The 13,356-nt window shown below is 52.3% G+C and carries 12 protein-coding genes; 1 reads left to right on the forward strand and 11 read right to left on the reverse strand.

From position 1 onward, the window contains the following. Positions 1-2 precede the first annotated feature (2 nt). The 11 genes from HMPREF9412_RS31390 to metH form a co-directional block, all read right to left on the reverse strand. Positions 3-1,106 carry an SAF domain-containing protein gene (locus HMPREF9412_RS31390; RefSeq protein WP_009595986.1) on the reverse strand — a complete coding sequence of 368 codons (1,104 nt, stop codon included), beginning with the start codon at positions 1,104-1,106 and terminating at the stop codon, positions 3-5. Between the two features lie 28 nt (positions 1,107-1,134). Beyond that, complete coding sequence (locus HMPREF9412_RS31395) at positions 1,135-2,601, reverse strand: serine/threonine protein kinase (protein ID WP_009596018.1); 1,467 nt, start codon at positions 2,599-2,601, stop codon at positions 1,135-1,137. Between the two features lie 160 nt (positions 2,602-2,761). Continuing rightward, a complete protein-coding gene (locus tag HMPREF9412_RS31400; protein WP_009596007.1) occupies positions 2,762-3,838 on the reverse strand; it encodes an SAM-dependent methyltransferase in 1,077 nt (358 codons plus the stop codon). Positions 3,839-3,843: 5 nt separating this feature from the next. Continuing rightward, on the reverse strand, positions 3,844-4,617 hold the full coding sequence (locus tag HMPREF9412_RS31405; protein ID WP_009595974.1) for an ABC transporter ATP-binding protein: 774 nt from the start codon (positions 4,615-4,617) through the stop codon (positions 3,844-3,846). Beyond that, positions 4,614-4,904: a thioredoxin family protein gene (locus tag HMPREF9412_RS31410; RefSeq protein ID WP_009595979.1), complete on the reverse strand. Its 291-nt coding sequence runs from the start codon at positions 4,902-4,904 to the stop codon at positions 4,614-4,616. The genes HMPREF9412_RS31405 and HMPREF9412_RS31410 overlap by 4 nt, the downstream gene beginning before the upstream one ends. Positions 4,905-4,957: 53 nt before the next feature. Next, positions 4,958-5,296: a cyclic-phosphate processing receiver domain-containing protein gene (locus tag HMPREF9412_RS31415; protein ID WP_009595984.1), complete on the reverse strand. Its 339-nt coding sequence runs from the start codon at positions 5,294-5,296 to the stop codon at positions 4,958-4,960. A 15-nt stretch (positions 5,297-5,311) separates the two neighbouring features. Beyond that, complete coding sequence (locus tag HMPREF9412_RS31420) at positions 5,312-6,157, reverse strand: deoxyribonuclease IV (protein ID WP_009595996.1); 846 nt, start codon at positions 6,155-6,157, stop codon at positions 5,312-5,314. Further along, on the reverse strand, positions 6,147-6,965 hold the full coding sequence (locus HMPREF9412_RS31425) for an Fpg/Nei family DNA glycosylase (RefSeq protein WP_009596002.1): 819 nt from the start codon (positions 6,963-6,965) through the stop codon (positions 6,147-6,149). The genes HMPREF9412_RS31420 and HMPREF9412_RS31425 overlap by 11 nt, the downstream gene beginning before the upstream one ends. A gap of 53 nt (positions 6,966-7,018) precedes the next feature. Beyond that, on the reverse strand, positions 7,019-7,807 hold the full coding sequence (locus HMPREF9412_RS31430; protein ID WP_009595995.1) for a TIGR01457 family HAD-type hydrolase: 789 nt from the start codon (positions 7,805-7,807) through the stop codon (positions 7,019-7,021). A gap of 360 nt (positions 7,808-8,167) precedes the next feature. Then, complete coding sequence (rnz, locus tag HMPREF9412_RS31435; protein ID WP_009595981.1) at positions 8,168-9,094, reverse strand: ribonuclease Z; 927 nt, start codon at positions 9,092-9,094, stop codon at positions 8,168-8,170. Positions 9,095-9,180: 86 nt separating this feature from the next. After that, positions 9,181-12,621 (reverse strand): methionine synthase, encoded by a 3,441-nt coding sequence (gene metH / locus HMPREF9412_RS31440; protein ID WP_009596014.1) that lies wholly within the window; start codon positions 12,619-12,621, stop codon positions 9,181-9,183. A gap of 169 nt (positions 12,622-12,790) precedes the next feature. Between metH and HMPREF9412_RS31445 the strand changes: the two genes are divergently transcribed. After that, positions 12,791-13,327 carry a cupin domain-containing protein gene (locus HMPREF9412_RS31445; RefSeq protein WP_009595976.1) on the forward strand — a complete coding sequence of 179 codons (537 nt, stop codon included), beginning with the start codon at positions 12,791-12,793 and terminating at the stop codon, positions 13,325-13,327. Positions 13,328-13,356 lie beyond the last annotated feature (29 nt).

Below are 13,356 nucleotides of genomic sequence, written 5' to 3' on the forward strand. Positions count from 1 at the left end.
TCCTACGGGCTCGTGAATATGAAATCAGCCTCTGGCGGTGTCTGATCACTGCCGTTCCGGGCATCTATCCTCCCGGTTGACCCCAAAATCTGCTCGGCCTCCGAAGCCTTCTCCTCCCGAAGCGGAACCTCCGTATTCACGTCCTCGTCCGGGAGAATGCCATCGGAACTCGTTCCGGTAGCGGATTTCGCAGGGGGATTTATATTGGATGCCGGGCTCCAAGAATCCGGACTCCTGGCTCCGCCAGCATAGGCGGAATTAGGAGGCAAGTCGGACGCTTGCGCCTGCTGACTCGGCTGGAGTTTGCTTAAATCGTCTTCCAGCGTGTTTCGGAGCGTAAGCTCCAATTGCTTCTCGGCTTTCTTCACGATATTCGGGTTGCTTGCAATCAGCTTCGTCACCTCCGCGTTCGGCGGATAGTTCGGAATCGCTCTCTCTTGCAGCTCGGGTTCTACATAGGTAAGCGCATATAGCGTAGCATCATGCAGATAAGCATCGACCAATGCGCTGGAGAGCAATAAGATTTCCTGTTCGCTTAACGTTGTCCAAAATGCCGGATTTTGGAGCCTGTCGATCTTCTTTTTGGATAAAACGACGTAATCCTGTCCGGTTGGAAACTGGACTCTAACATCAATGACATCCCCCTTGCGCAGGTCGCTTGGCAGATATACGGATTTCATCTCCCGGTGACGGAGATCGGGCCGCGTCGGCTCTTCTTCAAAGAGCATCGCGCCGGTAATCGGCATTCCCCGAAGCAGCTCGATCTTGGCGCCCTTCCCGGCAATCTCTTCCCTGCCCGAGAAGAGATTGCCGGACGTGCCGTCGTACGGCAAACGCACTTCCTTGATGTCCTTGGCCTCTATGAAATGACCAGGCGGAATATCTCTTACCGGGACCCATGCTACCTGCATCGAATTGAGCTGCTGCAGCTGGGTCTCTTCAAGCTCCGCGATTCGCTGCTCGTATTGGGTGCGCTCCACGTGCCGCTGCTCTTTAGAGCCGTGCACATAATACAACATGGCGCCGGCACATACAGCCCCAGTTACGGCTGCGCCGGCAAGTCCGGCAAATATCAGTTTGCGGCTTCGCCTCCTGATAATCGGCATGGCTTCATCTCCTTCAGTTCAAATGCGGTCAATTCTTAAGAAACCTGAATCTTCGCTTCCGTTCAGCCTGCGGCAAGTAGTCCTGGAAGAGCCGGGCGAATGCCTGCCTACTGCTGTCAGGTATTTCGAAAGGGTCCAATTGCAGGGGCAAGGCATAAACCTTATTCGTGCCTAGCGTTTTCCTCATCTCCTGAATCGTTTCTTCTCCGGCAAGGGGCAGGGCATAGATCCGGCCCGGCTGCGGGTGCCTGGACAGCATTCGGGCCAGCGTCGCCACATCATGCCGCCTCCACTCCGCTCCCGACCCGATAACAATCGGCAGATCGGCCCGCAGGAATTCCTCAAGCCTTTCGCTGTCCCTGTACGCCCCCAAATCCAATACAACCGCATCGTAACTGCCCCCGAGCAGCGAAATCACTTCACTCCTCGCTGTTTGGCGCCAAAAGTGGATCCCGTTAATCTCGAATTTGCGGATAGAGCCGAGCCTTCCGCCCTCCGCTATTTCCTGTATGCGGCTGAACGAGGTGGATTTGGCGCTCATTTCAACGACGGCTACCTTTCCGTACCTTGAAGCAAGGAAATGTCCGAAGGCGATGCAGCTATGCGTGGTTCCTACGCCGGACGATGCACCCAATACGGCCGCAACAAGCGTCCCGGGCACCGTGCTGGTTTGAACCGCAGATAGATTCGCGGAAATCGAATGCTGCCGCTTCAGCGCGGACCGAACTTCAGCTGTCGATTGATATCGATGCTCCGGAGCATATTGAAGCAGCTTTCGGATTACGGGTACTAACTCTCTTGGCAAATCGCCGCGAATATGGCGCTCCACTCCCGTGATCCATTCGCTGAATTTGCCGCCGGTCGAGAGATAAAGCAGGAGCGCCCCCAATCCATACAAATCCGATCTGGCATCGCTTTGCCTGCCACCGTATTGCTCCGGTGCCGCAAATCCGACCGTGCCGAGCTTGACCGTATCCTCGCCGCTCTCATGCTTGTAGCTTCTCGCGATTCCGAAATCGATGAGTCGGACTTCCAGCTGATCGGTCAGCATGATGTTCGAAGGCTTTAAATCCCTGAATATGACTTGGGGCTCGTGATGGTGAAGATACTCCAGGACGTCCAGCAGCTGCTCCGTCAGCTCCATGATGAAGTCCGGATTCACGTTTCCACGGTAACCCCGGAAATATTTTTCCAATGTCATGCCTTGAATGTAATCCATAACCAAATAGGTATAGCCGTTGTCCTCATCACGAAAAAAATCGACGATGCGCGGCAGACGCGGATGGCTCAGTTTGATCAGAAGCTGTGCCTCATCCTGAACCGTGCGCTGCATACCCGGTTCAGACAAAGTCTCCTTCACCGCCCATTGCTTCCCGGGCAGCTTCAGATCTTCGGCCAGATATACACAGCTCATGCCCCCTTCGCCGATGACGCGGTCAATGACGTAACGCTCACCCAATACATCCCCATGCACCAATTTGCAAGGCTGATTCATCTCAATGCCCTCTCCTCTGACTTACAAGCACAACAAAAAAAGGAAAGCACTCCGCCGTATCACTGAAACGTGATCATAGCGGGATGCTTTCCCTTTAAGTTGCCGTTGGTTAATTTTGGAATCATTATAGAACAAAATACTTGAACTTGTAAAGGCTTTTTTAATACTTAATCATATATAGCGTAATCTCGTCCCGATTATGGAACAACTGCTTCGCTCCCTGAATCTGCATTCTGGACGCTTCAAATACCGACATGATCTCCTTCACCAATGCCATTGGCTTCTTGGTCAGCAGCTTGACCGTAACGACGGCCGTGCCGCCCGTTTCAAGGCTGTGCAGCAGCCCGGTCACCATTCGGGCCATCAGTTTGGGGCTCCAGCTCATATCGCATACCAGCAGATCGAATTCATGCTCTCTAAACGTTACGTCCGCAGCATTCTTGTGGATGACACGCAGGTTTTTATGCCCATCCAGGGAGGGGTGCATTTTCGCCGGATCTACCGCCGTAACCTGCAAGCCGCGCTCCAATAAAAAGGATGTCCAGCCTCCCGGCGCTGCTCCGATATCGACAGCCTTGCGGAACGTATCGAAGGGTATCCCAAATTGCTTCTCGGCTTCAAGCAGCTTAAATTTGGCTCTTGAGATTTGACCCTCTTCCCGCTGAAAACGGACTGCGCCTCCGTTCCAATCCGACAGGTTGTCCTCCGGACGCGACACACCGGCATACCAGACATTGTCAGCGGCGAATAGTGAAATGATCCATTCGGGTGCCTGGACCGTGTATTCCAGCTTGAGCGGTGCCAAGCGAAGCTGCAAATCGTCCCGAAGGGCTGCAGGGCTCTCCGTCCATGAGCTGTTCTCCGTCTTGCGGATTTGGATGGATGCGCGGCTTTGGCTAATCTCCTCCCGCTTCAGCACATGATCTGCTGTCAATTTCAGCGCTGCGTCTACGGATTCGGCCGCGATTTCCCATTGTACCGGAAAGAGATGCCGCAGGAAAATAGGCGGCTTTGACGTAATCAGCCGCTTAGCCTCAGCTTCGGAGCTGCCGAGTGTCATCAAAAACACCTCGCCTGGCATCATCATGGTGCTTTTTAGGCTGCCAAACATCCGGCGCAGCTCTTCCTGGGCATACGGAGCGAAACCATGATTTGCCGTGCATACCCATTTACTGTGAAAATCCTGATGGTTCTGATTCTGTTCCTCATGTTCCTGCATTACATTTAATTCGTCCAAACGGATTAACCTCCAGAAATAACTTTGATCCAGGGACGTCCGCCATCCCATTCCAGCTGAGCGTCGATATCATAAGTTTGTTTGATAAGTTCATGGTTTAATACTTCATCTTTGCGTCCCGCGGCCATCAACCGCCCGTCTTTAATAAGCGCCACATGAGTAAATAAAGGGACAATCTCCTCGACATGATGCGTGACGTACACGACCGTAATATTACGCTGCCTCAGCCGGTCAATCTCATGCAGCATCTTCTCCCGTTCATACAAATCCAAACCGGCACACGGTTCATCCATAATCAGAATCTTCGGATTGGACATGAGGGAGCGTGCCAGCATCACTTTTTTCCGTTCCCCTTGGGACAAGGTCCCGAGAGGCAGCTCCGCCAAAGGGCCAAAATCCATTTCGTTCAGCAGGCTGTAGGCTAAACTTCTGGCCTCTTCCGGAATGTCCTGATAAAAGCGCAAAAAGGCATACGCCCCTGTTGCGACAACCTCCCACACCGGGTCGCTCAGCGTTAATTTCTCCAGCAGCGATTGGCTGATATAACCGATGGATTTACGAACCTCACGAACGTCACATTGGCCGTATACTTGGCCCAGCACTTCTACGCGTCCACTGGAAGGGAACATATATCCCGTCATCATTTCCAGCAGCGTCGTTTTGCCGGATCCGTTCCTGCCCAGGATCACCCAATTCTCCCCCGGCTTCATTTCAATGCTGACATCATTCAAAATGTGGCGGTTCCCACGAATGAGCGACAGGTGCTGCAACGAAATCATGGCTTCACGCTCCTTACAAAACTGACGATATCCTGCACGGAGCCCATCCGATAAAGCACTTCAGGGTTTGCGCCAGGGCTTGATGTGATCGCGAGCAGTGCCGGGACGCTTCGAATTTGATACCGTTCCACGATGCCCGGAAGGAAATTCACGTCCGCTGCCAGCAGTTGTACATCGGGCACCACAAACTCCACGACATCCAGCATCTTACGCGCAGCCGCGCAAGTACCGCATAATGGCGTATGCAAAAAAACGATGACAGGATCCGCCTTCGCGTCACGCTTCATCAGACGCTCCTGCCATTCTAGCCTCTCCAACAGTTCGCGCTGCGTAACCTCAATCATCTTGAACCTTGGGCGACTTCCCGCAGCACGGATTCGGGCATCGGTCCATTGTGGACCTTGACGCTTTTTGGCATGTGCTCATACAGCAGCTCATACATTTTTCTTCTGCCCGACGGGCTTGAGGTGTGCAAATATATTTCTTTAGCCTGTAGATTCTCGGCAATCATGGCCGCAACGACGTCGCCGCCGTTCATTTGGCCATGCCCGAGTTCAAAATCAAGCGACAGAACGTCCACTTCGCATTCACGGAGCATCAGCAAACATTCTTCCCCGTTTCGAGCCAGCGCGAATCCTTTCGGATTGGGGCGCCAGTCGTCTAAATAAAGATGAATCATCCTACCCTCTCCCTATCAGGACCATGACAGCACCTTGGCGATGTCTTCCCGATGCGTGCCGTCAGCTCCTTTTTCACTTTCCAGGACAAATGCCTTACCCGCAAGTTCCGGTGACAGAACCAGGCGCTTCAACGCTTCTGTGCCTATCATGCCTTGCCCGATGCGGGCATGGCGATCTTTTCTTGAGCCGGCTCCATATTTCGAATCGTTTAGATGAACGGCTACCGTCGATTCCCAATAGGCTAGCGACTTGCCTCTGGCAAGGAGCTCATCCGTATTCGATATGTCCCAACCTCCTGCGGCAAACAAGTGGCAGGTATCCAGGCAAAAGCCTATTTTTTCCGGGTGATCGGCAAGCTGTCTAACCTTTACGCACTCTTCAAGCGTCATTCCCATAGCTCCATGGTCTCCCGCCTGATTCTCGATCAGCAGCTTGGCCCTGCCCGCCCAGGAGGCCAGCACATCATTCATGCAGCGAATTATGTTCTGGTACCCTTCAAGCACGTCCTGGCTCTTGAGATGCCCAAAATGTACAACGATGCCCAGCGATCCGCAAGCCTCGGCAATCATAAGATCATTCTTCAGGGAATCCACGGTCAATCGATAAAACTCTTCTCCCCGGGTCAAACCAACCGCCATATTCGTTGGATAAGGCGTGTGCGCGATCGAAACGAGACCCTGCTCCTGACAAAACTGCGCACAGGCCGCAGCATTGCGGACATCCGTCTTCAAGTGAAGACTGCGCGGATTTTTCGGAAAATACTGATACGCCAGTGAACCGATACCGGCTGCATGCTGGGCTGCTGCAAGAAATCCGCCCCGTGTGCTGACATGGCTTCCAATCCGGACTTTAGACTTCATGCTGGCAATTCGGGCAAAAGAAAATTTTGCGCGAGGCGTGCTCCGCCTTCACGATCGGCGTACCGCAGCGAACGCAGGGCTCTCCTCCACGGTCGTACACTTTGCATTCGTCATTATAAGCACCTGTCAGCTCATCCCCTTCCTGAAAGGGCATTTCCATGTATCCTCCGCCGTCCGTCGCCTCGTGCATCAATTTGACGGCGCTGTCGTACAGCTGCTCTAGCGACTCCTCCGGCAAATCCTGAATTTTTGATAGCGGGTGGATTCGGGCATCAAAAGCGATCTCGTCCGCATAACAGTTGCCGATGCCGGCGACGACTTGTTGATTGACCAGCGTCGTTTTTAAGGCGCCCCGCCGTTTTCCAATCAGTTCGACGAAGCGCGCTTTGGTCATTCGCCGATCCAGGAGCTCAGGGCCAAGGTCTTTTAGGGCATTCTCGGTCTCCCTCGCTGTTAGAAAATGCAGATAGCCTAGGCGAAGGCCGATAAAATACAGCACCTGGTCACCGAACGTGATCTCGACCTGGGTCGAACGGGAAGGGCGTTCCTCATCCCTGCGTCCGAGATACAAAATACCCCCCAGCATCAGGTGCAGCAGCAGTCTGCCTCCGTTGTGCAAATGGAAAATGAGGTGTTTTCCTCTCCGCTCCACAAAAATGACCTTGCTTCCCTTCAGGGCCGAAGTAAACTCGTCAATCGTCACATTCAAGGATTTTTCACGGTTCACGACCACATCGGTGATCGGCACATTCAGAATGCTCTGAGATAACAATCTTCGGTAATTCTCCATTTCCGGCAGTTCCGGCATGATTCATCTTCCCTTTCGTCAACACACAAGTTTATGTATAATACTTTTGCTTATCATGAACACAGCAGGCTGATCACTTCGTTCAAATCCCGGCATATATAGTCTGGCGTGACGCCGGCGGCTTCCATATGCGCTTCCATATTGCAATCGGTCGTGATTCCGGTCATGACGAGAACCGTCTTGCAGCCGGCATGCACGCCAGCAGCAATATCCGTACGGATATTATCTCCGATTACATAAGTTTCTTCCGGAGCTAAACCCAAGCGATCCGAGGCATACTTCATCAAGATCGAGGACGGCTTACCGATAACCGTCGGCTTAACTCCCGAAGCGGCCTCGACCGCAGCCCCAAGCGAGCCAGCACCAGGCATCAGGCCGGTATCGGATGGCAGCTGCAGATCCGGATTGGTCAAGATCGACACAGCTCCCTCCTGAATCCAGCGAACGGCGCGGGTTAACTTCTCGTAATCAAACGAGCGGTCGATTCCTTGAATGACGTATTCAGGGGACTGCTCCACGATGGTAAGGCCAACAGACAACAGCGCTTCGCGAAGTCCCTCTTCGCCGAGCATCGCCACCTTGGCACCGGGCGACTCCTCAGCGATATATTTAGCTGCGGCGAGGGAGGATGTGCATACTTCCTCCGGCAAGGCAGGAATCCCCATCTCCATCAGGTGAGCCGCCACCTGCTCCGGCGTGCGTGAAGAATTGTTCGTTACATACAGGAACGGAATCTGCAGTTCTTTCAACCGTTCGATCAGCAGGTCGGCCCCCTCGATTCGATTCCGGCCATGGTACAGCGTTCCGTCCAGGTCAATCAGCAATCCTTTTGGTTTTTCCATGAATAAATGCACCTTCTTTATTTCTTTCCTTCACGGCATAAATGATTCATCTGATGAAAAGGTGACCATTCAAGGCCGTGTCGTAAGGGTTAATCATCATAAATATATGTATGGCTACGGGCATTCAGCTGTCCTTTACTATAATGAACTTAGACATACCGATAGTATTATTGTAAAGAAGCCCATTACCGGTTGCAAGGTTCATGCCGATCGCTACATTCTGACGGTCGACGCGTCGAAAGAAATCGAAGACTGTCCAAGCCTTAGCGTTTATGAACCGCTTTGTCGCATCCTGCGCTTTCCCGGAAAATAATGCCCCCGACCACCCGATATTTCCCCGCAATTCACCGCTGTGCGTGCCTAGGAACGCTGGATTGGATATAACCCGAAATCCTCCGCCAATCGCGTATTCGCAAATATCTCCCGCGCTTCGTTGAGCAGCGGCTGCAAATGATCGATATCCTTATACCGGGAGCTGAAGTGGGTCAAGAACAGCGCTTTTACCCCAGCCCGTTTAGCCGCTTCCGCCGCCTGTTTGGCGGTACTGTGATAGTATTCGTGCGCCAGCTCCGCCAGATCCTCCATGAACGTGGCCTCATGGACCAGGAGATCCGCGTCCTTGGCCAAAGCCTCCACGCCTGCGCATGGCCGCGTATCCCCGAGAATCGTGACCACCCTCCCTTTTTTCGGTGTCAGGAGCACATCCGAGGCATGAATCCATCGGCCGTCGCCGAGTTCCACGCTTTCCCCTCTTTTCAGCTTGCCATAGAGCGGCCCTGGCTTGAGTCCATAGTCCGCCAACCGTTTCAGGTCCAAACTGCCGGGGAGATCCTTCTCCACGACACGGTAGCCGTAACTCTCGGCCCTGTGATCCAGCTTGGCCGATTCCACAAGGAAGTTATCGTCCTCAAACAACACGCCACCGGTGTGCTCAATGACCTCCATCGTATAAGGAACACGCGATTGGCTGATGCTGAGCGTAGTTTCAATGAAGACTTTAATGCCTGGGGGACCATATATCGTCAGGGGTGATGTTACCCCTTGGGCACCTCGGCTGGATAGCAAACCTGGCAAGCCGAATACATGATCACCATGCATATGGGTAATGAATACCTTTTCAAGCTTGGACAGCTTGAGCGGGGACTTTAATATTTGATGCTGCGTGCCTTCTCCACAATCAAACAGCCACAGACTTCTTCGTTCTTCCAGCATTCGCAGTGCAATCGAGGTCACGTTACGCTGCAGCGTCGGAACCCCCGCATTTGTTCCTAGAAAATAGAGTTCCATCCCTCTTCTCCCCTTTCGGTTGTAAACCGGAGAAATCCCCCGAAACATTCGGAGGATTTCAAACCGGCTGTACCGGTATTCAAATGTTAAGCTTTATCCACGTTAAAATAATGAGCCTCCGGATGGCTGAACACCATCGCGGATACCGACGCCTCGGGTTCCATCATGAAACCTTCGGTAAGATGAACGCCGATATCTTCTGGCTGCATCAATTTGAATAAAGGCTCCTGATCCTCCAGATCCGGACATGCCGGATATCCGAAGGATACGCGAATGCCTTGGTATCTCGCTCCCAGGCGCTGTTTCATCGTCATGTCTGCCGGATCGGGGTATCCCCACGTATCCCGCATCATATGGTGAATTCGCTCTGCCAGCCCTTCAGCCGTTTCCAGGGCAACCGATTGAAGTGCATGGGAACGGAGATAGTCGCCTTTATCCTTCCATTCCCCGGACAATTTTCCGACGCCGTGCCCTGCCGTAACGACCAGGAACCCGACGTAATCCATCACCCCGCTGTCTACGGATTTCAGGAAGTCCGCCAAACACAGATACGGTTCCACCTGCTGTCTTGGAAACGTAAAGGTATGCAATATTTTCGATGCATCCTTTGGATCGTATATGATAATATCATTTCCTCGCGACTGCGCCGGGAAGAAACGGTACATAGCATGTGCCTGTATGATTCCCGATTGAACTGCCTCTTCCAGAATACCGTCAACGGTTTCCTTAAGCGAAACCGCCTTCGGATCATTGGCTTTGAGCAGCTGTTCCACGGATCCTTTCAGGCCTAAATGATGTCCCAACAGCATTTGCATGTTGATATAAGGCAGGATGTGCGAAATCGGATAATTCCGGAGCACATGCCGCTCCATATCCGGCGGTATATACACCGGGGCTTCGGTCGATATTTTGGATCGGAGTCCTTCAGACAGTTTCGGCATTACTTTTACAACCTGTGGTGCCGCTGCATCCGCTTCCTGCTCCGCCTTAATCTCTTCCGCCATTTGGGTCCGCAGCACCGGATCGCTCAGCTGGTTGGCCAATGCAAGCCCGTCCATCGCGTCTTTCGCGTAGAGCACCATTCCGTCATATTCGGGGCGGATGCGCGTCTTCGTGAACTTCCGCGTCAGCGCGGCCCCGCCAACCATGATCGGAACGCTAATGCCCGCGTTTTTCAAGTCCTGGGCGGTGGATACCATCTGCTGCGCCGATTTCACCAACAAACCGGACAACCCGATGGCATCAGGCTGCTCCCGACGGTAAGCCTCGATAATTTGCTCCGGTGGTACTTTTATACCCAAATTAATGATTTGGTAACCATTGTTGGACAAGATGATCTCCACCAGGTTTTTACCGATATCATGGACGTCGCCCTTCACGGTGGCGAGCATGATTTTCCCTTTGACCGACGACTCGTTTTTCTCCATAAAGGATTCCAAATACGCCACGGAGGCTTTCATCACTTCGGCGCTTTGCAGCACCTCCGCCACAATGAGCTCGTTGTTGTTAAACAAGCGACCAACCTCGGTCATCCCTGCCATTAGCGGGCCGTTAATGATCTCCAGCGCGCCGTATTTGGTCAAAGCTACATCCAAATCCGGAATAAGACCTTCCTTAGAGCCTTCCACCACATAAGAGGCAAGTCTTTCTTCCAGCGTCAGATTGGATACCTTTACCTTCTTCTCTACCTTTTTATCCCTGAACGCGGCGACGAATGCCGCCAGCGTCTCATCATTGGTTCGATAAATCAGTTCCTCCGCCAGACGCCGCTCTTCCTCCGGAATGGAGGCATAGCGCTCGAGCTTTTCCGTGTTCACGATTGCGTAGTCCAATCCGGCCTTCGTGCATTCGTACAGATACACGGAGTTCAGCACTTCACGGCCCGCTTCCGGCAATCCGAAGGAAACATTGCTGATGCCGAGGATCGTATGCACTTTGGGCATGGCTTCTTTTATCATGCGAATGCCCTCAATCGTTTCCTTGGCTGATCCGATGTACTGCTCGTCGCCCGTACCTACAGGGAATACAAGCGTGTCGAAAATAATATCCTCAGGCGAAATGCCGTATTTGTTCACCAAGAGATCATAAGACCGCTGCGCCACCTTGAGTTTGTCGTCGCGGTGGATCGCTTGACCGCTCTCATCGATGGTCCCTACGACGACCGCAGCGCCGTATTTGTGCACCAACGGAGTCACATGCTCAAATTTCTCCTCGCCGTCTTCAAGGTTAATGGAGTTAATGATCGCTTTCCCTTGCGAATATTGCAGGGCCAAGTCAATGACCGCCGGATCGGTTGTATCGATCATCAGCGGCACCTTCACCTTTTTGACCACCAGCTCCAGGAATTGGATCATATCCTCGGCTTCTTCGCGATCCGGATCCTGTACGCATACATCAATGACATGGGCGCCATTCTTGACTTGAGCACGAGCGATTTCGGAGGCTTCCTCATATTTTCCTTCCACGATCAAACGCTTAAATTTGCGCGAACCCAGAACGTTTGTTCTCTCGCCCACCATATACGGGCGGTTTTCCTGCTCGATATATACCGGCTCGATGCCGGACAATGCCGGCAAGTGCCCGCCCTCAAGCGGACGTGGGGTGAAGCCATCCATCGTTTGTTTTAAAGCCCGGATGTGGTCAGGTGTCGTACCGCAGCATCCCCCTGCGATATTAAGCCAACCTTTTTCAGCAAAAGCCCCCATTTTTTGGGCAAGCGATTCAGGAGATTCATGGTATTGACCATTCTCGTCAGGCAGACCGGCATTCGGATAACAGCTGATCGCGCTTCTCGACATTTCGGACAAGGAACGGATATGGTCGCGCATGAACTCCGGACCCGTTGCACAGTTCAGGCCGATGGATACCGGATTCAAGTGTTCCAAAGAAATGTAAAACGCCTCGATGTTCTGTCCCGCAAGCGTTGTTCCCATCGGTTCGATTGTGCCGGATATCATGATGGGAAGGGTGACGCCTGTCTTATCAAACGCTTGTCGAATCCCAATGCTCCCCGCTTTCACGTTTAGCGTATCCTGCGATGTTTCGAGCAACAGGGCATCCACGCCGCCTTCAATCAAGGCTACGGCTTGCTCCTCGTAACTCTTGATCAATTCGGCGAAGGTCACGCCGCCGGTAACCGACAGCGTCTTGGTTGTCGGACCCATCGCACCCACGACATATCGCGGGCTGTCCGGCGTGGAATATTTCTCAACTGCAGCGCGGGCCAGATGAGCCGCTTTCAGGTTGATTTCCCGGGCAAGTTCAGGTATATCGTATTCAGCAAGCACAACGGAGGTTGCGCCAAATGTATTGGTTTCAATCAGGTCGGCACCTGCTTCAAGATATTGTTCATGTATTTTTTGAATGACGTCGGGCCGATGAATGACCAGCATTTCATTGCAGCCATCCAGCTCCGGACCGCCAAAATCTTCAGCCGAGAGGTCCTCTTGCTGGATCATCGTGCCCATGGCACCGTCAAGAATTAATATTCGTTCTTTAAGCACTTCTTGTAAGCTAGGCTTGTTCAACTCATAAACCTCCCCCGAAAACGTTAAATCTTAGTGTATCAGAATACTTTTCAATAGAAAAGCCGAAATATTGCGCAGCTATCGGTACAAATCAACATTTGCAGATGACAAATGCTGTGAGGGGGGCTATAATACATATTAATCCAACGGGAGAAAGAGGGTTAAAGCTATGGCAGAAATCGTGATTCGCAACACGAACGAACGCATTACTGGGGAAGAAAATGTTCGGGAATTCCTGAATAACCAAGAGGTTGTTTATGAGCATTGGAATATGGATAAACTCCCGGCAGATCTTCAAGAAAATTTCAAGCTGAGTGATGACGATAAGCAGCGTATTTTGGACACTTTTGACGAAGAAATTCGCGACCTGGCTGCAAGACGCGGCTACAAAATTTGGGATGTCATCACGCTTTCCGAGTCCACGCCCAATATAGAGGACCTGCTTAAAAAATTCGAAGAAGTTCACACCCACTCGGAAGACGAAATCCGTGCGATCGTTGGCGGTAAAGGGATCTTCATTATTAAAGGCTCCGACGATGTCGGTTACTTTAACGTAGAGCTTGAGCCGGGCGATGTTATCTCCGTACCGGAAAACACGCCTCATTTCTTCACACTGATGGAGAACAAGCAGATCATCGCGGTTCGTCTCTTTATTGAAGAGAACGGCTGGGTAGCTACTCCGGTAGAAGATCCCCAATTCCAATAAGCCTAATGCGGCTGACTGAATAGGATAAT

This window comes from Paenibacillus sp. HGF5 (assembly GCF_000204455.1).
Lineage (GTDB): Bacteria > Bacillota > Bacilli > Paenibacillales > Paenibacillaceae > Paenibacillus_AQ > Paenibacillus_AQ lautus_A.

Bases quoted from the DNA above. Each gene is read 5' to 3' on its own strand.
- HMPREF9412_RS31445 (WP_009595976.1), top strand. From the start codon at position 12,791: ATGGCAGAAATCGTGATTCGCAACACGAACGAACGCATTACTGGGGAA.
- HMPREF9412_RS31415 (WP_009595984.1), bottom strand. From the start codon at position 5,296: ATGATTCATCTTTATTTAGACGACTGGCGCCCCAATCCGAAAGGATTC.
- HMPREF9412_RS31410 (WP_009595979.1), bottom strand. From the start codon at position 4,904: ATGAAGCGTGACGCGAAGGCGGATCCTGTCATCGTTTTTTTGCATACG.
- HMPREF9412_RS31405 (WP_009595974.1), bottom strand. From the start codon at position 4,617: ATGATTTCGTTGCAGCACCTGTCGCTCATTCGTGGGAACCGCCACATT.
- rnz (WP_009595981.1), bottom strand. From the start codon at position 9,094: ATGGAACTCTATTTTCTAGGAACAAATGCGGGGGTTCCGACGCTGCAG.
- HMPREF9412_RS31425 (WP_009596002.1), bottom strand. From the start codon at position 6,965: ATGCCGGAACTGCCGGAAATGGAGAATTACCGAAGATTGTTATCTCAG.
- HMPREF9412_RS31390 (WP_009595986.1), bottom strand. From the start codon at position 1,106: ATGCCGATTATCAGGAGGCGAAGCCGCAAACTGATATTTGCCGGACTT.
- HMPREF9412_RS31420 (WP_009595996.1), bottom strand. From the start codon at position 6,157: ATGAAGTCTAAAGTCCGGATTGGAAGCCATGTCAGCACACGGGGCGGA.
- HMPREF9412_RS31395 (WP_009596018.1), bottom strand. From the start codon at position 2,601: ATGAATCAGCCTTGCAAATTGGTGCATGGGGATGTATTGGGTGAGCGT.
- HMPREF9412_RS31430 (WP_009595995.1), bottom strand. From the start codon at position 7,807: ATGGAAAAACCAAAAGGATTGCTGATTGACCTGGACGGAACGCTGTAC.